The 26364-nt window shown below is 74.1% G+C and carries 27 protein-coding genes and 1 pseudogene; 17 read left to right on the top strand and 11 right to left on the bottom strand.

What is annotated here, in order from left to right:
• Window positions 1-97: 97 nt before the first annotated feature.
• The 4 genes and pseudogenes from ACGFT1_RS29995 to ACGFT1_RS29980 all read left to right on the top strand — a co-directional run bounded on the left by ACGFT1_RS29995 (window position 98) and on the right by ACGFT1_RS29980 (window position 4107).
• Entirely contained in the window at window positions 98-817 is a 720-nt protein-coding gene (locus ACGFT1_RS29995; RefSeq protein WP_373912205.1) for a DUF4232 domain-containing protein, read from the top strand.
• 189 nt (window positions 818-1006) lie between these two features.
• Window positions 1007-2241, top strand: a pseudogene (locus ACGFT1_RS29990) (hypothetical protein).
• Between the two features lie 63 nt (window positions 2242-2304).
• On the top strand, window positions 2305-3558 hold the full coding sequence (locus ACGFT1_RS29985) for an SLC13 family permease (protein ID WP_373912204.1): 1254 nt from the start codon (window positions 2305-2307) through the stop codon (window positions 3556-3558).
• 33 nt (window positions 3559-3591) lie between these two features.
• Window positions 3592-4107 (top strand): universal stress protein, encoded by a 516-nt coding sequence (locus ACGFT1_RS29980; RefSeq protein WP_373912121.1) that lies wholly within the window; start codon window positions 3592-3594, stop codon window positions 4105-4107.
• Between the two features lie 4 nt (window positions 4108-4111).
• On the opposite strand, the gene ACGFT1_RS29975 is transcribed toward ACGFT1_RS29980, so the two are convergent.
• Together ACGFT1_RS29975 and ACGFT1_RS29970 are read right to left on the bottom strand one after the other, a co-directional pair.
• Window positions 4112-6271, bottom strand: coding sequence for a ricin-type beta-trefoil lectin domain protein (locus tag ACGFT1_RS29975; RefSeq protein ID WP_373912120.1), 2160 nt, complete (start codon window positions 6269-6271; stop codon window positions 4112-4114).
• Window positions 6272-6552: 281 nt separating this feature from the next.
• A complete protein-coding gene (locus ACGFT1_RS29970; protein WP_373912119.1) occupies window positions 6553-7521 on the bottom strand; it encodes an aldo/keto reductase in 969 nt (322 codons plus the stop codon).
• A 190-nt stretch (window positions 7522-7711) separates the two neighbouring features.
• On the opposite strand from ACGFT1_RS29970, the gene ACGFT1_RS29965 reads away from it, so the two are divergent.
• Entirely contained in the window at window positions 7712-8509 is a 798-nt protein-coding gene (locus ACGFT1_RS29965) for an endo alpha-1,4 polygalactosaminidase (protein ID WP_373912118.1), read from the top strand.
• A 164-nt stretch (window positions 8510-8673) separates the two neighbouring features.
• On the opposite strand, the gene ACGFT1_RS29960 is transcribed toward ACGFT1_RS29965, so the two are convergent.
• From ACGFT1_RS29960 to ACGFT1_RS29950, 3 genes are all read right to left on the bottom strand, one after another.
• Window positions 8674-8865: a ferredoxin gene (locus tag ACGFT1_RS29960; RefSeq protein ID WP_373912117.1), complete on the bottom strand. Its 192-nt coding sequence runs from the start codon at window positions 8863-8865 to the stop codon at window positions 8674-8676.
• A gap of 12 nt (window positions 8866-8877) precedes the next feature.
• Window positions 8878-10107, bottom strand: a complete 1230-nt coding sequence (locus ACGFT1_RS29955; protein ID WP_373912116.1) for a cytochrome P450 — start codon at window positions 10105-10107, stop codon at window positions 8878-8880.
• A gap of 184 nt (window positions 10108-10291) precedes the next feature.
• The gene (locus ACGFT1_RS29950) at window positions 10292-10750 is read right to left on the bottom strand and encodes a nuclear transport factor 2 family protein (RefSeq protein ID WP_373912115.1); all 459 of its coding nucleotides are present in this window, start codon (window positions 10748-10750) and stop codon (window positions 10292-10294) included.
• Window positions 10751-10941: 191 nt separating this feature from the next.
• On the opposite strand from ACGFT1_RS29950, the gene ACGFT1_RS29945 reads away from it, so the two are divergent.
• Window positions 10942-11391 carry a nitroreductase family deazaflavin-dependent oxidoreductase gene (locus ACGFT1_RS29945; RefSeq protein ID WP_373912114.1) on the top strand — a complete coding sequence of 150 codons (450 nt, stop codon included), beginning with the start codon at window positions 10942-10944 and terminating at the stop codon, window positions 11389-11391.
• A 105-nt stretch (window positions 11392-11496) separates the two neighbouring features.
• Here ACGFT1_RS29945 and ACGFT1_RS29940 read toward each other — a convergent pair whose 3' ends face one another.
• Complete coding sequence (locus tag ACGFT1_RS29940; RefSeq protein WP_373912203.1) at window positions 11497-12414, bottom strand: cation diffusion facilitator family transporter; 918 nt, start codon at window positions 12412-12414, stop codon at window positions 11497-11499.
• Window positions 12415-12764: 350 nt separating this feature from the next.
• On the opposite strand from ACGFT1_RS29940, the gene ACGFT1_RS29935 reads away from it, so the two are divergent.
• The gene (locus tag ACGFT1_RS29935; protein WP_373912113.1) at window positions 12765-13781 is read left to right on the top strand and encodes a glutathione S-transferase family protein; all 1017 of its coding nucleotides are present in this window, start codon (window positions 12765-12767) and stop codon (window positions 13779-13781) included.
• Window positions 13782-13809: 28 nt separating this feature from the next.
• Window positions 13810-14112 carry a DUF4235 domain-containing protein gene (locus ACGFT1_RS29930; RefSeq protein WP_121785588.1) on the top strand — a complete coding sequence of 101 codons (303 nt, stop codon included), beginning with the start codon at window positions 13810-13812 and terminating at the stop codon, window positions 14110-14112.
• Between the two features lie 9 nt (window positions 14113-14121).
• Here ACGFT1_RS29930 and ACGFT1_RS29925 read toward each other — a convergent pair whose 3' ends face one another.
• The gene (locus ACGFT1_RS29925; protein ID WP_373912112.1) at window positions 14122-14514 is read right to left on the bottom strand and encodes a VOC family protein; all 393 of its coding nucleotides are present in this window, start codon (window positions 14512-14514) and stop codon (window positions 14122-14124) included.
• A gap of 154 nt (window positions 14515-14668) precedes the next feature.
• Window positions 14669-15520: a hypothetical protein gene (locus tag ACGFT1_RS29920; protein WP_373912111.1), complete on the bottom strand. Its 852-nt coding sequence runs from the start codon at window positions 15518-15520 to the stop codon at window positions 14669-14671.
• Window positions 15521-15702: 182 nt separating this feature from the next.
• Between ACGFT1_RS29920 and ACGFT1_RS29915 the strand changes: the two genes are divergently transcribed.
• From ACGFT1_RS29915 to ACGFT1_RS29895, 5 genes are all read left to right on the top strand, one after another.
• A complete protein-coding gene (locus ACGFT1_RS29915; protein ID WP_373912110.1) occupies window positions 15703-16653 on the top strand; it encodes an NADP-dependent oxidoreductase in 951 nt (316 codons plus the stop codon).
• 134 nt (window positions 16654-16787) lie between these two features.
• Window positions 16788-17168: an anti-sigma factor antagonist gene (locus ACGFT1_RS29910; RefSeq protein ID WP_373912109.1), complete on the top strand. Its 381-nt coding sequence runs from the start codon at window positions 16788-16790 to the stop codon at window positions 17166-17168.
• A gap of 67 nt (window positions 17169-17235) precedes the next feature.
• Window positions 17236-17886 carry a DUF4230 domain-containing protein gene (locus tag ACGFT1_RS29905; protein WP_373912108.1) on the top strand — a complete coding sequence of 217 codons (651 nt, stop codon included), beginning with the start codon at window positions 17236-17238 and terminating at the stop codon, window positions 17884-17886.
• A gap of 724 nt (window positions 17887-18610) precedes the next feature.
• Entirely contained in the window at window positions 18611-19171 is a 561-nt protein-coding gene (locus tag ACGFT1_RS29900; protein ID WP_373912107.1) for a VanZ family protein, read from the top strand.
• A 106-nt stretch (window positions 19172-19277) separates the two neighbouring features.
• Window positions 19278-20513 (top strand): ricin-type beta-trefoil lectin domain protein, encoded by a 1236-nt coding sequence (locus ACGFT1_RS29895; RefSeq protein ID WP_373912106.1) that lies wholly within the window; start codon window positions 19278-19280, stop codon window positions 20511-20513.
• A gap of 9 nt (window positions 20514-20522) precedes the next feature.
• Here the strand turns inward: ACGFT1_RS29895 and ACGFT1_RS29890 are convergent, their stop codons facing one another.
• Together ACGFT1_RS29890 and ACGFT1_RS29885 are read right to left on the bottom strand one after the other, a co-directional pair.
• Complete coding sequence (locus ACGFT1_RS29890) at window positions 20523-20768, bottom strand: hypothetical protein (RefSeq protein WP_356822968.1); 246 nt, start codon at window positions 20766-20768, stop codon at window positions 20523-20525.
• A 216-nt stretch (window positions 20769-20984) separates the two neighbouring features.
• A complete protein-coding gene (locus ACGFT1_RS29885; protein ID WP_373912105.1) occupies window positions 20985-21791 on the bottom strand; it encodes an SDR family oxidoreductase in 807 nt (268 codons plus the stop codon).
• Window positions 21792-21943: 152 nt separating this feature from the next.
• Between ACGFT1_RS29885 and ACGFT1_RS29880 the strand changes: the two genes are divergently transcribed.
• Both ACGFT1_RS29880 and ACGFT1_RS29875 read left to right on the top strand, forming a co-directional pair.
• The gene (locus ACGFT1_RS29880) at window positions 21944-23011 is read left to right on the top strand and encodes a PHP domain-containing protein (RefSeq protein WP_373912104.1); all 1068 of its coding nucleotides are present in this window, start codon (window positions 21944-21946) and stop codon (window positions 23009-23011) included.
• 16 nt (window positions 23012-23027) lie between these two features.
• A complete protein-coding gene (locus tag ACGFT1_RS29875) occupies window positions 23028-23690 on the top strand; it encodes an HAD family hydrolase (protein ID WP_373912103.1) in 663 nt (220 codons plus the stop codon).
• A gap of 246 nt (window positions 23691-23936) precedes the next feature.
• Here the strand turns inward: ACGFT1_RS29875 and ACGFT1_RS29870 are convergent, their stop codons facing one another.
• Window positions 23937-24815, bottom strand: a complete 879-nt coding sequence (locus ACGFT1_RS29870) for an alpha/beta fold hydrolase (protein ID WP_373912102.1) — start codon at window positions 24813-24815, stop codon at window positions 23937-23939.
• 191 nt (window positions 24816-25006) lie between these two features.
• Here ACGFT1_RS29870 and ACGFT1_RS29865 point away from each other — a divergent pair, with 191 nt between their 5' ends.
• Window positions 25007-26038, top strand: coding sequence for an SDR family oxidoreductase (locus ACGFT1_RS29865; RefSeq protein WP_373912101.1), 1032 nt, complete (start codon window positions 25007-25009; stop codon window positions 26036-26038).
• A 49-nt stretch (window positions 26039-26087) separates the two neighbouring features.
• Window positions 26088-26351, top strand: a complete 264-nt coding sequence (locus ACGFT1_RS29860) for a hypothetical protein (RefSeq protein WP_373912100.1) — start codon at window positions 26088-26090, stop codon at window positions 26349-26351.
• Window positions 26352-26364: the final 13 nt, after the last annotated feature.

Raw genomic sequence — 26364 nt, 5'->3', positions numbered from 1 at the left:
TTCCGGCGACCCGTGCATCGGACTGTGATGACGGCGCATCCGGCGCCGACGGCGCGCGTCCCGCGCGTGCCGGGACGACCCTGAAGTGGTGAGCGACATGGTGAACACCCCCCGGTCCGCGCGGCAGGGCGCCCTGCTCCTGGGCACGGTCGCCGTGCTGGGCCTCCTGACCGCCTGCGGCGGCACCGACGTGCACGGCAACGCGCCGGTCACGGCTCCCGGTACGGCCGCGCCCGCGCGGGAGAGCACGAAGAGCCCGGCGTCCGCCCCGTCCGCCTCCGGGGCCGGCACGTCGGCCCCGTCGACGGCGACCGCGTCCCGGGGCGGCACCGCGACCACGGCACCCCCGGGTACGGCCCCGGCGGCCCCGGGCACGGCGGCCACCCGGGCCGCGACGGGCAAGCGCTGCCACACCGGCGAGCTCCGTGCCTCCGTGGGCCGCGGCGATCCGGGCGCCGGCCAGGAGAACTTCCCGGTGGTGCTCACCAACACGTCCGCCCGGACCTGCACCCTGCACGGCTATCCGGGCGCCGCCTTCGTGGCCGCCTCCGGCACCCAGCTCGGCCCCGACCCGCACCGCGCGCCGGGCTCCCCGGCGACCGTCACGCTCAGGCCCGGGCAGAGCGCCTGGGCCGGACTGACCTTCTCGAACCCGGGCATCAGCGAGGCGAAGACGGCCACGCCGGCCGCGCTGCTGGTCACCCCGCCGGACGAGCACGACCCGCTGAGGGCCGCCTGGACCGGCGGGCCGGTGCCGGTCTCCGGTAACTCCTCGTCCGTCCGTCTGACCGTGCTCAGCCCCGGCACCGGCCCCTGACCGGCTCCCCTCCCCCGCCCCGCTGTCTCCGCCGAGGCAGCGGGGTTCGTCATGACCGCGCCACAACTGTCACAGGACGGCAACAGCCGCCGCCCACCGCGATCTTTCCTCCCCCACCCGCCATCGAACCCGGTCGACCACACGGCGAGCGGGCCCTGAGGGGCCCTGACCAGGGAATCGGGGACGACAATGAGCGGGATCCCACGCAGGCGGCTACTGACGGCGGGGGCGGCGGGCGCCCTCGGAACACTGGCCGCCTGCTCCTCCGGCACCGGCCTGCGGGTCGGCGGACCGGACCCGGGCGGCCGGAGCACCGCGCGGGCCCGGCCCGTGAGGCCGATCGGCGACGGCTCCACCGCCGACACCGGAGCCCAGCCGCGCCAGCCGGAGCCGGTGCGGCTGCGGCCGGGCCGGCGGCCCCCGCAGTTCGTGGTGTTCTCCTGGGACGGCGCGGGCGAGCTGAGCAACCGGCTGTTCTCCCGGTTCCGCCGGTGGCCGCCGACCACGGCGCCCGGATGACCTTCTTCCTCAGCGGCATCTACACGCTGCCCGAGTCGAGGAAGCACCTCTACCGGCCGCCGCAGCATCCGGTCGGCGCCTCCGCCATCGGCTACCTCGCCGACCGGCACATCCACGCCACCCTCCAGCAGATCCGCGCGGCCTGGTTGGAGGGCCACGAGATCGGCACCCACTTCAACGGGCACTTCTGCGGCGCCACCGGCGTGCGCCGCTGGTCCCCGGCCGAATGGCGCAGCGAGATCGAGCAGGCGGTCGACTTCGTGACCACCTGGCGGACCAACACCGGCTTCACCGACCTCGACCCGCTGCCCTTCGACTACCGCAAGGAACTGACCGGCGGCCGCACCCCCTGCCTGGAGGGCCAGGCGGCCCTGCTGCCCACCGCCGCCGCGCTCGGCTGGACGTACGACGCCAGTTCCCCCGGCGGCCTCCAGATCTGGCCCGGCAAGGTCCAGGGCGGCCGGATATGGGACTTCCCGCTCCAGTCCATACCGTTCGCCGGCCACTCCTCCCAGGTCCTCTCGATGGACTACAACATGATGTTCAACCAGTCCGGCGGCAACCCGCTCGGCGACCGCACGCGGTACGGCCTCTGGCGCGCCCAGGCCCGCGACACCTATCTGGCCGGTTTCCGGCGGGCGTACGAGAGCAACCGCGCTCCCCTGTTCATCGGCAACCACTTCGAACGCTGGAACGGCGGCATCTACATGGACGCCGTCGAGGAGGCGATCGGGACCATGGCCGCGTACGACGACGTGCGGTTCGTGTCGTTCAAGCAGCTCGTCGCCTGGCTTCAGGCGCAGGACCCGGCGGTGCTGCGCCTCCTGCGCACACTGCCGCCCGGGCAGGCACCGGCGGGCGGCTGGGCGGAGTTCCTGGGTGCGGCGGGTACCCGGTCGTCGTAGCCGACCGGAGACGTCTGTTTTCATGGGCGGGCACCCCGTGATCCGTTCCGGAAAGGACCCGCCCTGAATACCGCGCTCGCCGAGGCCCTGTCCGCCGTGCTCCTCGTCGCCGTGCTGGCCTGGGCGGTCGTGCGGCCCTTCGGCCGTACGGAGGCGGTCATGGCCGTACCCGCCGCCGGGATCGCGATCGCGACCGGTGCGATCTCCCTCGGTCACGCCCGGGCCGAGGCGGAGCGGCTCGGGCCGGTGGTGGGGTTCCTCGCGGCGGTGCTGGTCCTCGCCCACTTCTGCGACGTGGAGGGGCTGTTCCAGGCCTGCGGGGCGTGGACGGCCCGGTGGGCGGGGGGCCGCCCGGTGCGGCTGCTGACCGCGGTGTTCGCGCTGGCGTCCGCCATCACCGCCGTCCTGAGCCTGGACGCGACCGTCGTGCTGCTGACCCCGGTGGTGTTCGCCACGGCCGCGCGCACGGGAGTACGGCCCAAACCGCATGTCTACGCCTGCACCCATCTGTCCAACACGGCGTCGCTGCTGCTGCCGGTGTCCAACCTGACGAACCTGCTGGCGTTCACGGCGAGCGGGCTCGGCTTCACCCGGTTCGCGGCGCTGATGGTGCTGCCGTGGCTGGCGGCGATCGGCGTCGAGTACCTGGTCTTCCGGCGGTTCTTCGCCCGGGACCTCACGGCGGCGGCCCCCGCGGAGCGCGATTTCGGGGAGCCGCCGAAACTGCCGCTGTTCGCGCTGGTGACCGTGGGCGGCACGCTCGCCGGGTTCGTGGTGGCGTCGGCGTTCGGCGTGGATCCGGCCTGGGTGGCCGCGGCGGGCGCGCTGGTGCTGGCCGGGCGGTCGCTCCTGCGGCGGCGGGCGACCGTGCCGAGTGTCGTACGGGCGGCGGCCCCGGCCTTCCTCGTGTTCGTCCTGGCCCTCGGCATCGTGGTGCGGGCGGTCGTCGACAACGGGCTCGCCGACGCGCTCGGGCGCGTGGTGCCGGACGGCACCGGGCTGCCGGCGCTGCTCGGGACCGCGGCGCTGGCCGCCGTACTGGCGAACGTGATCAACAACCTGCCCGCGGTGCTGGTCCTGCTGCCGCTGGCGGCGCCCGCCGGGCCGGGCGCGGTCCTCGCCGTACTGCTCGGCGTGAACATCGGCCCGAACCTCACCTACGCCGGGTCGCTGGCCACACTGCTGTGGCGGCGGATCGTCCACCAGCACGAGCACGACGTGGACCTGGGCGAGTTCACCCGGCTCGGCCTGATCGCCGTGCCGTCCTCCCTCGCCGTCGCGGTGGTGGCACTGTGGGGGTCGCTCCGCATTCTGTGAGGGGCGCGGACCGAGCCGAGGGAGGCCGACCGGATGCGTGTGATCGCCTGGCTCGTCGAGGGCACCTGGCCCGCCTGCGTGGACGCCGTCCGCGCCCATGCCCCGGACGGCGTCGAGGTGGTGCTGCTCCACGTCAGCGGGCCCGACGTGCCGGCGGTGGCGCACGGGGCCTTCGCCGGGCTGCTCGGGCGCGGCGGGCGGTGGGGGCACCGCCCGGCGGAGGGCTGGGAGAGTGACCCCGGTGACCGGCTGGAGGCACTCGGCGGCACGTCGGCCGCGGCGCTCCTCGACGCGGCGGCCGAGCGGCTGGGCCGGCCGTGCACGCGGCTGGAACGGTCGGGCCGCGTCGAGCGGGAGGTGGTGGCCGCCGCGGAGGGAGCCGGTCTGCTGGTACTGGCCCGGGACGGGGACCGGTCCCGGCTCGGACCGGGCAGCCTCGGCCCGGCCGTCCGGTTCGCCGTCGACCACGCGCCCTGCCCGGTCCTGCTGGTGTGGCCGGAACCGGCCCCCGAGCTCGGGACGATCCCGCCCCCGCCCTCGGGACCGTAGTCGCTCAGGACGTCGGCGCGGGTGCGGCGGGCGGTACCGGGACGGTGTCGCCGTCCCAGTCGACGTTCTTCATCCGTAGATCCGGTTCGGCGGTGTCGACGGTCCAGCGGCGCCCGGCGCCCGCGGCGGTACGGGTCTTGAGCACGAGGGCGCCGGAGCCGTCGGTGGCGGCCGGGGTGAGGGCCAGCTCCTGGTTCGAGCGGGGCACCAGGACGCCCTGGAGGGTGAAGTCGTAGCGGATGGTGCGGGCGGCGTCGCCCTTGGCCGCGCACGGGGCGAGGCGGACGGAGTAGCCGAGGCGGGAGTCCAGGCACAGGTCGGGGGCGGCGGCGTTGCGCAGCAGCCCGTCGGTCTCGTACGTCCATTGCTGGGCCGGGGTCGCGGAGCAGGCGGTGAGTTCCGTCTCGGCGCCCTGTACGGCCTTCTTGCCGACGACTGCGACACACAGTCCGGAGGCGAGGTTGCGCAGCCTGCCGTGCAGCGCGCCCTGTCCGGCCCCGCTCCCGCCGGCCCACGACGCGCCCGGCGAGGGTGTGTTCCCGCCCGGCGTCCGGGACGGCGTGCCCGGGGCACCGGGCCCCGGGGCGCCACCGGACCCGTGGACCGCCCACAGCACCAGCGGAACCGCCACCAGCCCCCCGACGGCAAGCACGACCACCCCGGCCTGCCGCCGCCGCGCACGCCGAACGGCCCGGTGGAGGGAGCGGGGCGAGCGGGCGGCCACGGGGGCGGTGGGGCCGGCGGGAGCCTCGAGGTCGTGGGAGCCGGTGCGGTCGGTGGCTCGGGCGGGGGCGGCGGTGTCACCGCGTTCGCCGGTATCGGCGGTTACCGGTGGAGCGGAGGCAGGGGACCCCGCAGCTCGCCCGCGGGGTCCCGGTGCCGAACGGCGGGTCGGGGCGGCGAGCGGCGCAGGGTCGCCGCTCTCGCCGGGCCCACCGGCGTCGGCGGTGCCACGTGGAGCGCCGGGGGCACGGAACCCGGCGCCGCGCCTGCGGGTACCCGGTGCCCCGCGGCCGGGCGGAGGACCGGGGTCGGCGGGGGCGGTCCGCCCTTCGGTGCCGGCGGCTTCGGCGGGAGCCGTGGAGGCACGGAACCCGGCCGCTCGCCTGAGGGCGCCCGGCATCCGGCGGCCCGCGGCCCCGCCTCGGCCGGCCGCTCGCCGGGGGCCGGCCGCCGTACCCGGCGCGGCCGGGTCGGCCGATCGGTCGGCCGCCGCGGGCATCGCCGGTGCCGCGGGCCGGACCGGCCCCGCCGGCTGCCCGCCGGTGAAGGATTCGCCTGCCGGCGGAGCGGCGGCGTCACCGGCGCCGTACGGGAGGGCGGGCTCCTGCGCAGGGGTGACGGTGGCGGCCGGAGGCGGCGTGGCGGTGCGGGTCGTCCGGGATTCAAGGTAGCCGTGGGCGCCCCAGCCCAGGACGGCCTCGGCCAGTGCGGCGCCCAATCCCGTGTTGAACCGGTCCAGTTGGTCGGCGGTGCGGGTGCAGTGGGGGCAGCGGGCCAGGTGCTGCCGCAGGTCGGGGTCGATGTCCGTGCCGCCGCGCCGGAAGGTCACGTCGAGCATGCGCAGGTAGCGCCGGCACTCGTCCTCGGGGGCGAGTTCGCGGTGCGCCTGGAGACATTCGTCGCGGAGCCGTTCGCGGGCCCTGCGCAGTTCGACGCCGGCGCTCTCCACGTCCAGGCCGAGCAGGGCGGCGGGCACGGACAGGGGTTCGGCCTCGACCTCGGTGTGCCACAGCACGGCACGCGAGGTCTCGGGCACCCGCTGGAACGCGCGGGACAGCAGCCGCCGCCCGGACGGCGGCAGCAGCCGGGCCGCGACGCGCTCGCCGGTGGCGTCGTCCGGACGCAGGGCGGGGTGGAGGAGCTCCCGGCGCTCGTCGGTGTCCCACTCGGCGGCGATGCGGCGGACCGCGACCAGGATGTGGGGCCGCCAGGCGGCGGTCGGCCCGGCCTGCCGCAGGGAGGCGCCGAAGAGCCGGGTGAACGCGGCGGTGGTGAGCATCCCGGCGGCGCGCGAGCCGTCGGTGCACAGCCGGGCGTAGGCGAAGGCGGCCGTCCAGTGCCGGTCGAGGAGTTCGCCGACCGGATGCAGCGCGGGTGACGTGCCCGTCCATTTCCTCAGCGCGGCACCGAGCTGCTCGTCCGACGGGCCTGCCTCATGCACGGCTGCATTCCTCCAGACACGAAACGGGAATTAGTCCGTACCAACGAGTACGGGGAGAGGTCGGGGCAGCTCGAAAGACACGGGGAATGTGTGTACCTGCGCGCCGACAGCCCACACCTTTACACGGCCGAACACACCCGAACAAGAGATCTTCCCGTTCACGGTATTTCCTTTTCCCCATTTCCTTATTGACGCGCCGTCGAAAAAGCCCCTTCCGTCTCCCTTTCCCGCGGCGTCCGTGCGACGCGGAGCACGCGCCGCACGGGACCCCCGTCGGCGGGTCAGTGACCGCTGACGGCGCGCGCGGTGTAGGGCTGCTCCAGTTCCCCGGTCTCCTCCTCGCTCAGCTCGAGCTCCACGGCGGCGACCGCGTCCTCGATGTGCCCGGCCTTGGCGGCGCCGACGATGGGGGCGGTGACCGCGTCCTGGCGCAGCAGCCAGGCGAGGGCCACCTGGGCGCGCGGCACGCCGCGGTCGGCGGCGATGCGGGTGACCGCCTCGACGATCGCGCGGTCGCTCTCCAGGTACAGCCGGCTGCCGAAGTCGTCGGTGGCGCTGCGCCCGGTGACCGCGCCCCAGTCGCGGGTGAGCCGGCCGCGGGCGAGCGGGCTCCACGGCAGCACGCCGACGCCCTGGTCCGCGCACAGGGGCAGCATCTCGCGTTCCTCCTCGCGGTAGAGGAGGTTGTAGTGGTTCTGCATGGACACGAACGTCGTCCAGCCGTGCCGCTCGGCGGTGTGCTGCGCCTTGGCGAACTCCCACGCGTACATCGAACTGGCGCCGATGTACCGCACCTTGCCCGCCTTGACCAGGTCGTGCAGCGCCTCCATCGTCTCCTCGATCGGAGTGGAGTGGTCGTAGCGGTGGATCTGGTACAGGTCGACGTAGTCGGTGCCGAGGCGGCGCAGGCTGTGGTCGATCTCGCTCATGACGGCCTTGCGGGACAGACCGGCTCCGTTGGGGCCGGGCCGCATGCGGCCGTTGAGCTTGGTGGCCAGCACGATCTCGTCACGGTCGGCGTAGTCGCGCAGGGCCTTGCCGACGATCTCCTCGCTGGTGCCGTCGGAGTAGATGTTGGCGGTGTCGAAGAAGTTGATGCCGGCTTCCAGCGCCTGCCGGATGAGCGGGCGGGACGCCTCCTCGTCGAGGGTCCACTCGTGCGCGCCGCGGTCCGGCAGCCCGTAGGTCATGCAGCCCAGACAGATCCGCGAGACGTCCAGGCCCGTCGAACCGAGCTTCACGTACTGCATCGTTGCTGCTCCTGCCGTCGAAACGATGGTCGGGGCCGAGCCTACGGCGGTGGCCCGGAGCCGACTTGACGGCGCCGGTGTGCGGGCGGTTTGATCCTGGGCGTGCCGCGCCGCCCGGCGTGGGCAGGATGGAGCGGACTTGCCCACGGGTGTTCTCCGCGCCGCTGGGCCCCTGCCGGCCCTGGGCGCCGTGTCAGCGGCCGTGATCGTCGCGGTGACGGCTCTGGCCGGCTGCGCTCCCGGCCACCGCGGTGACAACGGTGCCGCGAAGCCGGCCGCGCTGCGGCTGCCGCCGCGCGGCGCCGGGTTCGACTACCAGATCGGTGGCGCCTATCCCCCGCCGGAAGGCGTGCGGATCGTCAGCCGCGACCGGTCCGACTCCCCCGCGCCCGGGCTGTACAACATCTGCTACGTCAACGCCTTCCAAGCCCAGCCCGCCGAGCGCTCCTCGTGGCCGCCCGACCTGCTGCTGCGCGACGCGCACGGTGCCGTCGTGATCGACGAGGACTGGCACGAGCCGCTGCTCGACCTGCGCACCCCCGCCGCGCGGAAGCGGGTGGCGCGGCGGGTGAACACGTGGATCGACGGCTGCGCGCGGAAGGGCTTCGACGCCGTCGAACCCGACAACTACGACAGCTACACCCGCTCCCACGGGCTGCTCACCGCGGCCGACGCGACCGCGTTCATGACCCTGCTGTCCCGGCACGCGCACGCCCGTCACCTGGCCATCGCGCAGAAGAACACCGCGGAACTGGCGGGGCGGCGCCGGCGGGCCGGGCTGGACTTCGCGGTGTCGGAGGAGTGCGGGCAGTACGACGAGTGCGGGGTGTACGCGAAGGCGTTCGACGACCGGGTGGTGGACATCGAGTACACCGACGCCGGACTGCGCGCGGCCCGTGCCCGGTGGGGCGGCCGGCTGAGCATCGTCCGCCGCGACCGGGACGTGTCCACCCCGGGCAGCGCGGCGTACGTCCGCGAAGTGCGCTAGGGCCTGCCGGCCGGATCATGCCGGGCTCGCGAGCCCTGGCACCGCGCCCTGATCCGGCCCCGACCGGAACGGAAGACCCCGGGCGTGCCGCCCCGGTGACAGCCGGGACCGTACGGCCGCCGACGGACCTGACGGTACGTCGGCCGCCGTGGTCGTCCCGGGTGTCAGGGGGTCACGGTGATCGCGCTCACCGGGCAGGCGCGGGCCGCCTCCCGGACCATCGGGTCGCCCGAGCCGTCCTCATGGCCCGGTACGAGGGTGCTGTAGCCGTCGTCGTCCTGGGTGAAGACGTCCGGCGCGGCCAGGGCGCACTGTCCGGCGCCGATACAGGTGTCCTTGTCGATGTCGATGTGCATGGGGAGAGCCTCTTACCAGGTCACGGGGAGTTCCAGCATCCCCTGGATCGTGTCGCCGGGTTTGAAGGGGATGTCCTCGGCGGGGGCGGCCAGCCGCAGGCCGGGCAGCCGCGCGAACAGGCTGCCCAGGGCGATCTCCAGTTCCGCGCGGGCCAGGTTCTGGCCCAGGCACTGGTGGATGCCGAAGCCGAACGCCATGTGGTGGCGGGCGGAGCGGTGGAGGTCCAGGGCGTCGGGGTCGTCGTACACGGCCGGGTCCCGGTTGATCACCGAGGTGGCGAAGAGGACCGCCTCACCGGCCCGGATCGTGGTGCCGGCGACCTCGATGTCCTCGACCGCCACCCGCTGCAGCCCCTCGGCGATGGACAGCACGCGCAGCAGTTCCTCCACGGCGGCGGGCAGCAGCGCGGGGTCGGCGCCCAGCTCGGCGGCCCGGCCGGGCTGCCGGAGCAGCGTGTAGGTGCCCAGGGAGATCATGTTGGCGGTCGTCTCGTGGCCGGCGACCAGCAGGATGATGGCCAGCGAGACGGCCTCGGTGCGCTCCAGCTCACCCGTCCGCAGCCGCTGGTGGACCAGCTCGTCGAGGATGCCGTCGCCGGGCTCGGTCTCCTTCGCCTTGGCGTCGATCAGCCCGCCGAGGTAGTCCTCCAGCCGCCGGCGGGCCTCCTCGGTGTCCTCGCCGGTCGGACCGCGCAGCAGTCTGCGGGACTGCTCCTCGAAGAACTCGTGGTCGGCGTAGGGCACCCCGAGCAGGCCGCAGATCACCATCGACGGTACGGGGAGCGCGAAGGCGGAGACCAGTTCGGCGGGCGGGCCCTGCGCGATCATCGCGTCGAGCAGTTCGTCCACGATCCGCTGGATCCAGGGACGCAGTTCCGTCGCGCGCTTGACGGTGAACGAGGGGATCATCATCCGGCGCTGCCGCTGGTGCTCGGGGTCGTCCTCGCCGAGCAGGGCCACCCTGCGCTTGCGGGCGGCCTCGAAGCGCGCGGTGATCGCGGGGAAGCCGGGGCGGCGGCGGTCGGCGGACAGGCGGGGGTCGGCGAGCAGCGTGCGGGCGGTCGCGTGCGCGGTGACCAGCCAGACCTCGCGGCCGTCGTAGAGGGTGACGCGGGACAGGGGCCGCCCGCCGCGCAGCGGGTCGTATCCGGTGGGCGGGTGGTAGGGGCAGGTGCGGTCCTGGGGGAAGGCGACGGGTTCGGCCGTGGCAGCCGGGCCGGTGGTGTCCGTCAGTTCCGTCATGGAAGAGACCTCGCAGACGAAGGGGGTGCGTCGTGCCGATCTTCATTAGATGCCCAGGGCATCTATAGGTCGACGCCAAGTTCGGCCAGTTGGGCGCGGGGCGTCATCTGGCCGGAGTGCGAGGGGTCAGGGGGCGGAAACCGGCCGCGGTCCCACGCCCCCCAGGGTGTCTCCCGCAGGAGGGTCAGGGCAACCGCACGGCGTCCGTTCCCGGGGCGAAGGCGCGGGCGACGGCGAGGCTGTCCTCGTACACGTGGTGCCGTACGACCAGGCCGTCCCGGACGGTCAGGTGCAGGGCGAAGCGGGCGCTGTAGGCGCGGCCGGTCGGTGCGGCGGTCTGCCGGATGACGCCCAGCACGACCGCGTCCTCGCCGTCGGCCAGGATGTGCCCGATGGTGGTGCCGGCCTCCTCCGGGACGTGGTGGGCGGCCAGTTCCCGATAGTGCGCGGCGACCTCGGCCCGGCCGGAACGGTGCCGGATCCACGGTGTGTCGGCCCGGCCGTGCTCCTCCTCCGGCCAGTCCAGCCGCCAGTCGCAGTCGTCGGCGTACAGATCGGCGATCGGCTGCGGGTCGCCCTGGCCGATCCTGCGCAGGAGTTCCTGGACCACGGAGCGGGTCGCGGCGGTGCGGTCGTCGGACATGGGCGGCTGCCTCCCCGGGCGGGTGGTGATCGGGACGGGGACCACTGTGCCGCGGGGGGCGCGGCGGCGCGATGACCTCTGAGGTAATCACCGCGTCGGCGGACGCGGCACGCGGTAAGGATGAATCGTGCGACCACCGGTGTTACGCCGGTGACAGACATCCGCGGGACCGACGAAGGGGACGCAGAGACATGCCACTTGAGGGCGAGTACGAGCCCAGCCCGACGCAGTGGGTGCGCGAGCAGGTCGAGCTGTACGAGAGGTCCGGCGGGACCGAGGGCACGACCCTGCGGGACACCGGGCTGCCGGTGATCCTGCTGACCACCCGGGGTGCGAAGAGCGGGAAGATCCGCAAGACGCCGCTGATGCGGGTGGAGCACGAGGGCCGGTACGCGGCGGTCGCCTCGCTCGGCGGCGCGCCCCGGCACCCGGTCTGGTACTTCAACGTGTTGTCGGACCCGCACGTCGAGCTCCAGGACGGTGCGGTCAAGCGGGACATGCGGGCCCGGGAGGTCACCGGGACGGAGAAGGCCGAGTGGTGGGAGCGGGCGGTGGCCGCGTTCCCGCCGTACGCCGAGTACCAGCAGAAGACGTCGCGGGAGATTCCGGTCTTCGTGCTGGAGCCGGTCGACGGCAGCTGACGCGAGAGCGCCGGCGGGGGTGCCGGTTCCGGCCGGGAAAGAGTCCGACCCGGAAAAGTCTGTTCCGGCAAGGTGTGGACCCGTTCCCCGCCGGGCACTCGCTCGTCAGGCCCCGCCGCGCTCCCCCGTCGCGGCGGGGCTTTCGTGTGCCTTGCCCACCGGCCGGTCGGTGACGTCCAGGAAGATCTGGTCGGCGTCCGGGAACATGTGGGTGAGGGACCGCTTGATGCGTTCGGACACCTCCTCGACGCGTTCGCTGTCCAGGCCCGGCACCAGGTCGATACGGGCGGCGACCAGGGTGGAGTCGAGGCCCATCTTCATGGTGAACAGCCCCTCCACACTGTCGATCTCCGGCTGGGCCCGCAGCAGCGCCTGGATCCTGCCGCTCAGTTCGGGGTCGGCGGCCTCGCCGATCAGCTGGTCGCGGGCGTCGCGGCCGAGCCGGTAGGCGACGTAGACCAGCAGTACGCCGATGGCCAGCGAGGCGGACGCCTCCCAGACGACCTGCCCGGTCACCATGTGCAGGGCCATCCCGATCAGCGCGAGGGTGACGCCGAGGACCGCCGTGGCGTCCTCGGCGACCACCGTGCGCAGCGCGGGATCGCGCAGCCCGGCCAGGCCGCCGCCCTGCCCGCGCACCTGGTGCAGGGCGCGCATCAGGGAGACGCCCTCGGCGATCAGGGACACGCCCAGGACGGCGAGGCCGACCACATAGCCGCTGAACGTCTCGTCGGCGCCGTCGCGCAGGGCCTCGACGCCCTGGAAGAAGGAGAAGCAGCCGCCCATGACGAAGATGCCCACGGCGGCGAGCAGCGACCAGAAGAACCGCTCCTTGCCGTAGCCGAAGGGGTGCCGGGTGTCGGCCGGGCGGCGGCTGCGGCGCAGCGCCGCCAGCAGGAAGACCTCGTTGAGGCTGTCGGCGACGGAGTGCGCCGCCTCCGACAGCAGCGCGGGCGAGCCCGCGAGGACACCGCCGACCGCCTTGGCGACGGCGATGACCAGGTTGGCGGCGAGCGCCACCAGGACGGTGACCTTGGTGTGCCGGTCGGCCTGGGACTCTCCGCCGCTGCCGGCCCGGGACCCGCCGCCGTCCGCGCGGTCGGCCGGGGGACCGCCGGAGCGGCTGCCCGGTCGGCTGCCGGACCCGCCGTCGGGTCGGCCGGTGTCCTGTTCGCGTCCGGGCCGCACGCCGCCGTCCGCGGCGCGCGCCGGCGCCGTTTCGTTGTTCCCGGCCGCAAGCGCGGCCTTCTCCCGTTCCGAGGATGTCCCAGTCACTTAGCGGCGACTGCCCCCGACCGGGCGGCTCACACCGTGCGGGACGCGCGGAACGGGGAACGCGGTGGCACGGAGGATCCCGGCGGTGAGGAGGAGACATGGGCGGCGACGGCACTCGCGCGTACGGCCACAGCACGTTCCACCGGTCCAGGAGTCACTTCGCCGACCGGATCACCGCCGACGGCCGGGACGGCTGGCCGGTCGAGGCGGGCCGCTATCGGCTGGTCGTCTCCCGTGCCTGCCCGTGGGCGAGCCGGGCGGTGATCGCGCGCCGGCTGCTGGGGCTGGAGGACGCGCTGTCGATGGCGGTCGCCGATCCGCTGCAGGACGACCGCAGCTGGCGGTTCACCCTGGACCCGGACGGCCGGGACCCGGTGCTCGGCATCCGGTTCCTCGCCGAGGCGTACGACCGCCGTGAGGCGGGCTACCCGGGCGGGGTGAGCGTGCCCGCGGTGGTCGACGTCCCCAGTGGGCGGCTGGTCACCAACGACTACCAGCGGATCACCCTGGACCTGGCCACCGAGTGGACGGCCCTGCACCGCCCCGGCGCGCCCGACCTCTACCCGGCCGCCCTGCGCGCGGAGATCGACGAGGTGATGGCAGAGGTCTACGAGGACGTCAACAACGGGGTGTACCGGGCCGGCTTCGCCACGCACCAGAAGCCGTACGAAGAGGCCTGCGCGGGCGTGTTCCGGAGGCTGGAACTGCTCGGTGAGCGGCTGGCCGGACAGCGGTATCTGGTCGGTGACACCCTCACGGAAGCGGACATCCGGCTGTTCACCACGCTGGTCCGGTTCGACGCCGTCTACCACGGCCACTTCAAGTGCAACCGCTGGAAGCTGGCGGAGCACCCGGTGCTGTGGGCGTACGCCCGGGACCTGTTCCAGACGCCCGGCTTCGGCGACACGGTCGACTTCGGCCACATCAAGCGCCACTACTACCAGGTGCACTCCGGCATCAACCCCACCGGCATCGTGCCGCTCGGCCCGGACCTCGGGGGCTGGCTGGGTCCCCACCACCGCGCGGAGCTGGGCGGCCGGCCGTTCGGGGACGGTACGCCGCCGGGTCCGGTGCCCGCGGGCGAACGGGTGGCCGCGCGAGGACGGCCCGCATGAGGATCGCCTGACGAGGAAGTAGTCACCCATGGCCAAGAACAAGAAGAAGAAGCTCCCTCTCGCCTATCAGCCCGTCGGATTCGTGCTCAGCTGGGCAGGCGGCGCGCTGGCCGGTATGGCCTTCCGCAAGGCGTGGATGGCGATCCGGCACGAGGACGACGCCCCCGACGCCCTGGACCCCGACCGCGGCTGGGGTGAGATCCTGCTGGCCGCGGCGGTCCAGGGCGCCATCTTCGCGGTGGTGCGCAGTGCCGTCGACCGCACCGGTGCGAAGGCCATCGAACGGTCGACGGGCGTGTGGCCGGCTACCGACAAGGGCGGCCGGGACTGAGCCGGCCGGTCAGCCCTGCTTAGGGGCCGTCGAGGACTGCAGGCGCAGGGTGAAGGAGTGCCCGGCGGGGTCGGAGTACCCGCGTTCCTCGTACGGCCCCGCCGCGTCCCTCGTCTCGATCGGCCGGCCGCCGAGCCCCACCACCCGGCGCTCGGCCTCGTCCAGGTCCTCGACGAGGAAGTCGAGATGGGCCTGGAGCGAGTTCTCGGGGCGCGGCCAGCTGGGCGGCGTCGCGTTGACGTCCCGGCGAAAGGCCAGCCGGACCCCGTCGGCGCCCCGGATCTCGACGAGGTTCGCGGACGCGGCGGTCCGTTCGCCTTCGAGCAGTTCCCGGTAGAACTCGGCGAGTTTCTCGGGCTCGGCGCAGTCGAGCACCAAGACGCCCGCTTTGACCAGTGCCATGCTTCCTCCTGGTGAATCCCGTGCGGTTGTCCCCTGCGGATATCCCGGGCCGCGGGAAACAGTCGGCGGGCGCGGCGTGTTCGGCCGCGGCCGCGCGGAAGTGGCCGCCCGGGTGCGGTGGTCGCCGGTCGTTTCGCCGCGCGGCCGATGGCGGTCAGTCGCAGCCGGCGCCCTCTTTCGCGCGCGGCCAGGCCTCCACGGCGTGGGAGGTGCGGACGTAGGCCGTTCGCCGGTCGTCCGTGAGCCAGAGCCGCCGGCCCCGGTAGTGGTACCCGGTGTCGCGGGCGGCGGCGGGCATGCGCACGTCCCCGCGGTACGGCGCCCGGAGCGGACCGTCCCGGGCGAGCACGCCCTCGGGGTCGCGGACGTACTCACGGCCGTCCAGCCTGAGGAAGTGGGCCGACTGCCGGCCGCAGTGCGCGGAGCCGGCGGAGCCGGTGATCCGGCTGACCGGCAGACGTCTGCCGTGTCCGTCGGTCCACACCTCCCAGCCCCAGGCGGCGGCGTACCGGGCGGGCAGTTCGGCCGGGTCGCAGGAGGCGTGCGTCTCCGGGCCCCAGCCGGGCCGGCCCTTCTGGTCCCTGGCCACCACGACCGCCACTTTCGTACGCCCGGCCACGTCGTAGGAGTACAGGACCCGGTCCGCGGACCGGCGTTCGACGCGGTAGCCGCTCCCGGGGTCCTGCGGCTCGGCCATGTCGAAGTAGCGGGCCAGGCCCTCCTGCGGGGTGGCACCGCCGTCGGCGGTGCTCCACGCGTCCGGGCCGGAGCCCTCGAAGATCTCCCCGTCGCACTCCAGCGCCCGGCCGGCCGCGCCGGAGGCCAGGCGCAGGGCTCGCGGCCCGGTGCCGTCGGTGTTCCTGGTGGGCACGTGCAGCGGGCCGCTGTACGGGGACGCCGGGGGCGTGCCCTTCACCACCGGGCCGGGCGGTGGCCCGTCGTCACAGCCCGCCGTCGTCACCGCCGTCAGCGCCGCCACCGCCGCCGCCACGATCCCTCTGCGCATGCCCGCCCCCTTCTCCTCCCGCGCTCCCGCGCTCCCGTGCGTCCTGGGACGCCGGGGACGGCCGGAACGTTCAGCGGGTTCGCCGGCGCCGGCGCGGGTGGCACCGGACGTGGCAGGATCCTGTCGGAGGGTGGCCGTCGTGCCATGTTCCGGACGGGCGGACTCCGGCAGGCTGGGTCACCATGAGCGATGTGAACACGATGCGAGCCATCACCCAGGACGTCCTCGGCGGTCCCGGGGTTCTGCGGTACGTGCGGATGGAGCGGCCGGAGCCGGGCCCCAACCAGGTGCTGGTACGGGTGCGGGCGGCCGGGGTGAACCCCACCGACTGGAAGCACCGGGCCACCGGCGGGTTCCTGGGCGAGCCCCCGTTCGTCCTCGGCTGGGACGTGTCCGGCGAGGTCGTCGAGAACGGGATCGGCGCCGCCGCCTTCGAGCCCGGCGACGAGGTCTTCGGCATGCTGCCGTACCCCTTCGGCCACGGCTCGCACGCCGAGTACGTGCTCGCCCCGGTCCGCGCCCTGACCCGCAAGCCGGCCTCGATCGACCACGTCCAGGCCGGCGCGCTGCCGCTGGTCTCCCTGACCGCCTGGCAGGCGCTGACCGAGCACGCGGACGTGCGGCCCGGGCAGCGGGTGCTGATCCACGCGGCGGCCGGCGGGGTCGGCCACGTGGCCGTGCAGATCGCCAAGGCGCGCGGTGCGTACGTGATCGGCACGGCGAGCGCGGGCAAGCACGGCTTCCTGCGGGAGATCGGCGTGGACGAGCCCGTCGACTACCGCTCCACCGACGTCACGGAGGCGGTCCGGGACGTGGACGTCGTCCTGGACACCCTCGGCGGGGAGACGGCCGTACGGTCCCTGCGGACGCTGCGGCCCGGCGGGGTCGTGGTGTCGATCCTGCCGGGAGGCTCCCGGGAGTTCTACGACGAGGCCGAGCGGCTCGGCGTGCGGGGGGTGCGGATGCTGGTCGACGCCGACCGCGCCGGCATGCGGGTGGTCGCGGAGCTGGCGGAGTCCGGGAAGCTGACGGCGACGATCGCCGGGACGTTCCCGCTCTCCGACGCCGCGAAGGCGCACGAGCTGGGTGACACCGGGCGGACGGCGGGCAAGCTGGTGCTGCTGGCGGACTGAGCGGGCCCGGCGGCCGGCCCGGACGCGCCAAACTCGAAGACATATGTCAATCGAACATGCTCAAATTCCTTCCATCGAGGGTAACTTGACGGTCGGGAACCGACGTCCGGGCGCGGGTGGGAGGTGGTGCCGAGGTGCGACACGAGCCCGAATCCCTCACCCGGCAACTGGGCATGTACACCTGCCGTGGTCACACGGTGCTGGAGTTCCGGGGCGAGATCGACATCGTCGCGGCGACGGAGATCGGTCCGTTCCTCGACCGCGTGACCGGCCGGCCGGGTGCGCGGGTCGTGATCGATCTCAGGCCGGTGGAGTTCTTCGACTGCTCGGGGCTGCGGCTGCTCTACCGGGCACGCGTGCGGGTGCTGGAACGCGGCGGGCAGCTGCACCTGGTGTGCACGCACCCGCTGACCCTGCGCGTCCTGCGGGTCACCGGCCTGGCCCGGCTGCTGCCCACGCACCCGGACCTGGCGGCGGCCCTGGCCCGCTCCGAGGCCGCCTCCGGCTCGCTGTGAGGGACAACGCGTCTGCTTGATCCGGCCGTTGACGGGAATCCGGTCAGCAGGAAGGAGGGCCGTCGCGATGACGACTCCCGTCAGACGCCTGCCCGGCTGGGCCAAGGCCGTGGCCGCGCTCGTGCTGGTGCTCGCCGTGCTGTTCGCCGGGATCCGGCTGGCCGTACTGCCGGGCATCAAGGACCTGTTCGGCACGCAGACCCACGACCGTTCCGGACCCGCACTGCTGAAGTCCGTCCGGGACATGAGCCGTTACGACGCCGCGTCCGGCACCTTCCAGGTCGTCGTGGACCTGGAGAAGGACGCGAAGTTCCTGCCGGACGCGATCCGCGGGACCCGCACCCTCTACGTCGGCGCGGGCACCGTGGACGCCTACGTCGACCTCGGCCGGATCGGCGAGAAGGACGTCACGGTCAACAGCGACCGCACGTCCGCCACGCTCCGGCTGCCGCACGCACGGCTCGGCACCCCCGCCCTCGACCCGCGTCACTCCTACGCCGTGTCCAAGCAGCGCGGGCTGCTGGACCGGCTCGGCGACCTGTTCTCGGACAACCCCAACAGCGAGCAGGCCGTGCAGAAACTCGCCGTCCGGCACATCGGCGACGCGGCCGGGAGCAGCGGGCTGACCGCCCGCGCCGAGCACAACACCACCGCCATGCTCCAGGGCCTGCTGCGCTCCCTCGGCTTCGAGGAGGTGCGCGTCTCCTACCGCGGCTGACCGGCCGGGTCAGCCGCCCGGTACGCCCGGCAGGGCCAGCGCCCCCAGCACTGCGACGCCCGCCAAAAGCCAGGTCACGTGGTCGTCCGCGTGTCCGGGGCGGAGGCGTCCGAGGGGCGCGGCCCGGGCCGGGCGCGGCCGCGCGGGGCGCGTGGGTCACGGCGAGAGAGGCAAGGGCCACCGCCGGCACGGCGGTGGCCGCGCCCCCAGCGGGCGGCCGTCGCGGTCCGGGACACGCAGGCGTGGGCGCCGCCCGCCCCGGCCTCGTTCACCGAACGGGCCACCAGGTCGCCGCCGGGGGCACCCCGGCGGCGAGCAGGACGGCGGGCACGATCGTGACGGTGTCCGGGATCCGGCGGAGCCGTCCGGACTCCTCGGGTTCCTCGCCCGAACCCCTGGCTCCGAAGTCGGCGGAGCCCTCCGGGTGCGCGGCCCGAGTCCGACGGACACGCGGGCGGTGACCCGCAGAGCCGCGCTGGCCGTGACCGCCGACGCGGCCACGTGCACCATGGTGAGCGGGCCGCCGACCGCCTCGTGGGTGACCGCCTCGCCGAGCGCCGTGCCGAACGGCGGCAGGCTCGCGAGCCCGAGTGCGCCGGCGGCGACCGTCACCGCGGCGGCCCGCAGGGGCCGGCCCCCGGGTGAGTGCCGAGACGGCGGCATCCCGGGGCGAGGCGGGGGTAAGCGGCCTACGGAACGCGGAGGTTGACGACTGGAGGACCCGATGGCCCGAACCGCCCTGCGCCTGCCCACGGTGCTGCGTACCGCGAGGAAGCGGCCCGAGGCCGAGGAGCCCCGTCCGCCGGCCGTGCCGCGGCACGCGCTGCCGTTGCCCGTCCGGGTGCTGGCGGTCCTGGCCGCGTTCGCGTTCATGGTGGCGTTCGCCGTCGTACTGGCCCGGATCACGCTCCAGCCCTCCCCCGCGTCGGTGTCCCTGACACACAGCAACCTGCACCCGGGCAGCTCGCTGAGGGCCTATCTGGAGCATGCGCCGGTACGGGACGCGCTCCGGCAGCTCGGCGGGAACGTGCTGCTCGGCGTGCCGTTCGGGGTGCTGGTGCCGGTCCTGGCGCCACGCGCGCGGGGGATGCTCCACGTCCTGGTGCTGACCGCGCTGGTGATGCTGATGGTGGAGCTGGTGCAGGGGGCGCTGGTCACCGGGCGGGCCTTCGACATCGACGACGTCATCCTCAACACGACCGGGGCGCTGCTGGGTTGGCTGGTCCTCGGGCGGCGGCTCGGTCGCGGGGTGCACCGGCGGGTGACCGAGCCCTCGGCGGAGTGAGGGCGGGCAACAGGTCCGTACCAGAGTATTGACGGGTCCTTATCTCACTTCTTAAATCAAGAGGCATCACATTCGCTCCCCCACTCCCCACAGTGAACGGAGAGCCATGGCCTCCCCGCGTCTGCTCCGCAGATGTCTCCTCGCCGCCCTGTCCGCCGCGCTGATCGGCTCCGCCGCCGTCGGCCCGGCGCGGGCGCAGACCGCCGCCCCCGCGGCAGCGGCCGCCACCACCTTCTCGGACACCTTCGACGGGCCCGCGGGTGCCGCGGTCGACTCCTCGAAGTGGACCCTGGAGACCGGCGACAACGTCAACAACCACGAACGGCAGTACTACACGTCGGGCACGAAGAACGCCGCCCTGGACGGCCAGGGCCACCTGGTGATCACCGCCCGGAAGGAGAACCCGGCCGGGTACCAGTGCTGGTACGGCAGCTGCCAGTACACCTCGGCCCGACTGAACACGGCCGGCAAGTTCCAGGCCACCTACGGCCATGTCGAGGCCCGGATGAAGATCCCGCGCGGGCAGGGCATGTGGCCGGCGTTCTGGATGCTCGGCACGCCGGTCAACTGGCCGGACTCGGGCGAGATCGACGTGATGGAGAACGTCGGCTTCGAACCCTCGACCGTGCACGGCACCATCCACGGCCCCGGCTACTCCGGCTCGGGCGGCATAGGCGCCGGCTACACCCTGCCGAACGGGCAGGCCTTCGCGGACGCCTTCCACACCTTCGCCGTCGACTGGGCGCCCGGCTCGATCACCTGGTCGGTGGACGGCACCGTGTACGAGCGACGCACCCCCGCCGACCTGGGCGGGAAGACCTGGGTGTACGACAACAAGCCGTTCTTCCTGATCCTGAACCTCGCGGTCGGCGGCTACTGGCCCGGCGACCCGGACGCCTCCACCCAGTTCCCGCAGCAGCTCCTGGTGGACTCGGTGTCGGTGACGACCGCGAACAGCCCCTCCGGCGTGCCGGTCCGGGGGCTGGCCGGCAAGTGCGCCGACGTCGCCGGCGCGAACAGCGCCAACGGCACACCGGTCCAGCTCTACGACTGCAACGGCACCCCCGCGCAGCAGTGGACCGCAGGCTCGGACGGCACGCTGCGGGCGCTCGGCAAGTGCCTGGACGCGACGGGCAACGGTACGGCCGACGGCACGGCCGTCCAGCTGTGGGACTGCACCGGCGGCCCCAACCAGAAGTGGACCGTCACCGCGGCGCACGACATCGTCAACCCGCAGGCGAACAAATGCCTGGACGTCACCGGGAACAACTCGGCCAACGGCACCCGGCTCCAGCTCTGGACGTGCTCGGGCGGCGCCAACCAGAAGTGGACGGTCGGCTGAGCCGTCCGCTCAGTGCACTCTCCAGGTGTACTTGTCGCCGCCCACGAAGCGGACCACGTCCGGGTCGTCCAGGTCGTGGATGGGAAGGCCGTGGGCGGCGGCGGCCTCCAGCACGTCGGTCACGGTCCGCGCCTCGCCGATCACCTCACCGTCGATCTCCATGATCCTGAACGGCGGCTCGCCCGGCCTGCCCGGGCACACGCCGAGCACCAGGATCCGCGGACGGGACATATGGGGAACTGCTTGTTCGGTCATGCCATCGAGGGTAGAACGCAACACGCCCGGGCGGGTCGTCCCGCCGGAGCCGTCACGTCACGCCGGGCGGGCGGAACGGTCGGGGCGCGCGGGCGAGCTGTCCGGGATCGGTGAGGCGCCGGCCGGTGCGGTCCGGCGTGGCGGCAGCCCCGGCCGCAGCGGACGCGCCGGTGGCCGGGTCCGTCGCAGGAACCGGTCCGCGGCCTCATCGGCGTCTCAGGGCCGGCGCCAGTCGTCGCTGGTCAGGTGCGAGCCGGCCTGGGGACCCATGCGCAGCATGCCGCCGTCCACGCTCCAGGAGGCGCCGGTGACGTAGGAGGCGTCCGGGCTCGCCAGGAAGGCGATGACGGCGGCGACCTCGCGGGCGTCACCGGGCCGGCCGAGCGGTACGCCGGGGCGGCTCACGGTGTGCACGTCGGTGTCCTCCTGGCCGGTCATCGGGGTGGCGATCTCGCCCGGCGCGACCGCGTTCACGGTGATGCCGTACTCGGCCAGCTCCAGGGCCATCACCTGGGTGAGCAGGCCGAGCCCGCCCTTGGCCGCGCAGTACGGGGCCGCGCCGACCCGGGGCTGGTGCTCGTGGACGGAGGTGACGTTGACGATCCGGCCGCCGCCGCCCTGCCGGATCATGCGCCGGGCGGCCCGCTGCCCGAGCAGGAACGGGCCGACGAGGTCGACGTCCAGGACCTGGCGCACATCCGCCAGGTCCAGGTCGAGGAAGGGGGTCATGGTGCCCGTACCGGCGTTGTTGACCAGCACGTCGACGCGGCCCAGCTCCTCGTAGAGCCCGTCCACGGTGTCGGCGGCCTCGGGCGGCCGGGTGAGATCGATCCGGCCGACGACGGCCCGGCGGCCGTGCGCGCGGATCTCCCGCGCGGTCTCCTCGGCGCCCTTGTCGTCGGAGTGCCAGGTGAGACCGACGTCCAGGCCGGCCTCGGCGAGCCGTACGGCGGTGGCGCGGCCGATGCCGCTGTCCGCTCCGGTGACGACCGCCGTGCGGCGTGCTGCGGCTGGGCTGGGCATGACGTCCTCCTCACGTTCGGGTGATCCTGCGCAGTACCCGGGGGCGGTGGGGGCAAACCGGTGCCGGGGGCCGTGGACGTGGCGGGCGGGCGTGGGGCGTGTCCGGCGGTTCGCCGCGCCCCCGCGGGGTGCCCGGTGTGAACCTGGTGTGCATGGAACCCGTCGCCGCACTGGACCGGATCGCCTTCCTGCTGGAGCGGTCGCTCGCGCCCACCTACCGGGTACGGGCCTTCCGCACCGCCGCCCGGGTGCTCGCCGCGCTGCCCGGGGAGGAAGTGGCCCAGCGGGCGGCGGGCGGGACCCTGGAGACCCTGAAGGGCCTCGGGCCGAAGACCGCCCAGGTGGTGCGGGAGGCGCTGGCCGGTGAGGTGCCCGGCTATCTGCGCACGCTGGAGGAGGAGGCCGGTGCGCCGGCCCCGGCGGACGGCCCCGGCGCCGCGCTGCGGGCCCTGATCCGCGGGGACTGCCACACGCACTCGGACTGGTCCGACGGGGGCAGCCCGATCGAGGAGATGGGACGGGCGGCGGCCGGGCTGGGGCACGAGTGGACCGTGCTCACCGACCACTCGCCGCGCCTGACCGTGGCCCGCGGGCTGTCACCGGAGCGGCTGCGGGAGCAGTTGGAGGTGGTGGCGGGGCTGAACGCGCGCTGGGCGCCGTTCCGGCTGCTCACCGGCATCGAGTGCGACATCCTGGACGACGGCTCGCTGGACCAGGAGCCGGAGCTGCTGGAGCGGCTGGACGTGGTCGTGGTGTCGGTCCACTCCAAGCTGCGGATGGACGCCCGGTCGATGACGCGGCGGATGGTGGCCGCCGTCCGCAGTCCGCACGCCGATGTCCTCGGGCACTGCACCGGGCGTCTGGTGACGGGCCGGGGGCGGCCGGAGTCGGAGTTCGACGCGGCGGAGGTGTTCGCCGCGTGCGCCGAGTCCGGCACGGCCGTGGAGATCAACAGCCGTCCGGAGCGCCTGGACCCGCCCCGGCGGCTGCTGCGCGCGGCCGTCGAGGCGGGTGTGCTGTTCGCGGTCGACACCGACGCCCACGCACCCGGCCAGCTGGACTGGCAGATCCTCGGCTGCGCGCGGGCCGAGGAGTGCGGGGTGCCGCCGGAGCGGGTGGTGACGACCTGGTCGGCCGGGGAACTGCTGGGCTGGACGCGCGAAGGACGGCTGCCGGCACGCGTGGCCGGGTCCGGGCGTGGTACCCGGTCGGAGAGCTGAAGAGGAAAGGACACCCATGAACCGCGCCGCCGTGTTCGACGTCGACGGAACCCTCGTCGACACCAATCACCTGCACGTCGTGACCTGGTGGGAGGCGTTCCGGCAGGCGGGTCACGACGTGCCCATGCACGCCGTGCACCGGGCCGTCGGGCTGGGCTCCGAGGACCTGGTCGCCCATCTGCTCGGCGACGACCGGGACAAGGACCAGGACTCGGCGCTGAGCGCCGCGCACAAGGCGCTGTACGGCCAGTACTTCGACCGGCTGCCCGCCCTGCCGGGGGCCGCCGAGCTGCTGCGGCGGCTGCGTGCGGACGGCTGGACGGTGGTCCTCGCCACCTCGGCGAGCGGTGCGGAGCTGGGCGCGCTGCGCCGGGCGATCGGCGCGGACGACGCCATCACGGACACGGCGAGCGCCGACGACGTACAGGAGGGCAAGCCGGCCGCGGAGCCGGTGGAGCACGCGCTGGAGCTGGCCGGGGTCCCGGCCTCGCGGGCGGTGTTCGTCGGGGACACCGTCTGGGACATGCAGGCGGGCAGCAAGGCCGGCGTCCGCTGTGTGGGGGTGCTGTGCGGCGGGCTCCCCCGGGCCGACCTGGAGGAGGCGGGCGCCGAGGCCGTGTACGCCGGCCCGGCCGACCTGCTGGACCGCTTGGCGGAGAGCCCGTTCGGCGGGGAGTGACGCAGGTCATGCCGGCCGGATGGAACACCGCGAGGTGGTTGCCCGTTGAACCAACCGTGGGTGTGGACGGGACAGTGTCCCCGGGCCTCACCTTCTGCCCACAGGGACGATCGTCCGGCTGAAGCCCTGTGGAGCGTCTCGCCGCGAGGCGACCGCCGTCCGCACCCACCTTCCGACCGCCCCGGCCGTGATTCCCCCGTCACGGCCGGGGCTCCCCTCTGTCCGGCAGCCTGCCCGGCGGCCCGTTCACCGGCCGGCGGAACCCGCCGCGGCCGCTACGGCCGTCCGCCCGGGCACCGAGCCGAGGAACTCCCGCAGGTCCGCCGTGAGCAGCTCCGCGTGCGTGGTGAACAGCCCGTGGCCGCCGTTCTCGTAGACCTTCAGCGTGCCGTCCGGCACCAGGCGTGCCGCGCGCTCCCCGGTGAGGGCCAGCGGCGCCGAGGTGTCGTGGGTGCCGTGCACGACCAGCACCGGGACCCCGACCGTGGGCAGCTCCGCGGTGAGATCCAGGCCGGCGACCACGGCCCGGACGCCGTTCGAGGCGCGCGGCGTGGCGGTGAGGCAGCGGTCGATCAGATGGCGGACGTACTCCGGCGACACCTCGTTGCCGGGCTGGTGCACGGCGAAGAAGTCGTCGGCCGAAGCGGCGAAGTACGCCGCCCGGTCACGCCGGAACATCTCGTCGTCGGCCTGGACGGCCGCCGGGTCCAGGCCTTCCGGCAGGCCCGGCGAGCGGACCAGGCCCGGGGTGACTCCGGCGACCAGCGCGGCACGGGCCACCCGCGCGGTGCCGTGCCGGGTCAGGCAGCGGACCACCTCGGCGGTGCCGACCGAGTGCCCGATCAGGGTGACCTCGCGCAGATCCAGGTGGTCGAGCAGGCCGTGCAGGTCGTCGGCGAGGGCGTCGAGGTCGTACCCCGTCCAGGTGTCCTCGGACCGGCCGTGGCCCCGGCGGTCCAGGCCGACGCAGCGGTAGCCGGCTTCCGCGAGCGGCAGCATCTGGTGCTCCCACATGTCGTGGCCGAGGTAGGCGCTGGCGACGAAGACGGCGACGGGCCCGCCGGCGGGGCCGTGGTCGGCGTAGTGCAGTCGGGCGCCGTCGACGGGGCTCGTGAAGTACGGCATGGGGGCCTCCTGGGGTTTCGGTATGGATCCGGCGGCGGGACGGGACGCCCGCCGTGCTCGGTGATCCGATGGTTCCGCGCAGGGGGCCGCGCGGTCGATTACCCGTGACGTCATGCCGCGTGTGCGGGCACGGTGCCCGGGTACCCGGCCGCTCGTCTCAGCCTCCGCCGTGACGACGAGAGGAGCCGAAGGTGAGCAGCTCAGTGGGCAGCAGGGTCGTCGTGACCGGCGCCACCGGCAATGTCGGGACGAGTGTGGTGCGTCTGCTCGCGGAGGATCCCGCCGTCAAGTCGGTGCGGGGACTGGCCCGGCGGACACCCGAGTGGTCGCCCGCGAAGACCGAGTGGTCCGCCGTCGACCTGGCCTCGGACCGGGCGAGCCTCGCGGAGCGCTTCGAGGGCGCCGACGCCGTGATCCATCTGGCCTGGGCGTTCCAGCCGACCCACGATCCGGCCACCACCTGGCGGACCAACGTGCTCGGCAGTATCCGGGTGTTCGAGGCGGTCGCCGCGGCCCGGGTGCCGGTGCTGGTGCACGCCTCCTCCGTCGGGGCGTACTCGCCGGGGCCGAAGGACCACGCGGTGGACGAGAACTGGCCCACGCACGGCTGGCCGGACGCCGCGTACTGCCGCGAGAAGGCCTACCTGGAGCGCACGCTGGACGTGTTCGAACGGGACCACCCCGAGGTGCGGGTGGTCCGCATGCGGCCCGCGTTCCTGTTCAAGTGGCAGTCGGCGAGCGAGCAGCGGCGGATCTTCGGCGGGCGGTTCCTGCCCGGGCCGCTGGTCCGGCCGGAACTGCTGCCGTTCCTGCCGGACGTCCCCGGCCTGCGGATGCAGGCCCTGCACACGGACGACGCCGCCGAGGCCTACCGGCTCGCGGTGCACACGGACACCGCCCGCGGCCCCTTCAACCTGGCCGCCGATCCCCCGCTGGACGCGGGCGTGCTCGCCGAGCTGCTCGGCTCACGGCCGGTGCGGCTGCCGCGTACGGCGGTCCGGTCGGCGATCGCCGCCGCGTGGGGACTGCACCTGCTGCCCGCCTCACCGCACCTGTTCGACGCCGTGCTGCGGCTGCCGATGATGGACAGCGGCCGGGCGCGCACCGAGCTGGGCTGGCAGCCGCGGTACACGGCGACCGAAGTCCTCCAGGAGTTCCTGGACGGCCTCCGCAAGGGCGGCGGCATGGAGACCGAGCCGATGCGGGGACGCAAGGTCGGCTGAGCACATCACCGAGACCCACAGTTCGAACCGAAGAGGAGCGGAGAAAACCATGGCGGTGCAGGAACCCGGTGCCACGTCCGGAGCCGAGGAGCGGCCCGTCCCCAGGGACATGCCCGATCAGCAGGCCGGTCCCGGAGAGGACCCGCTGGACGTCGTACCGGGACACGCGCTCGGCGACGCGCCGGACGAGGACGCCGTGCCGGACGAAGGCGCCGTGCCGGACACCGACGAAGCCGGCAGTGGCCCGCAGGGCGCGCCGCGGCAGGGCACGGTGCACCCGGAACATCCCGGGGCGCAGGAGCCGACGGACTGAGACCCCCCGCGGG

The organism is Streptomyces sp. Y20 (assembly GCF_043195475.1).
GTDB lineage: Bacteria > Actinomycetota > Actinomycetes > Streptomycetales > Streptomycetaceae > Streptomyces.
Note: the sequence above shows the minus strand (reverse complement) of the source record. Positions and strands in the feature narration are given on the sequence as shown.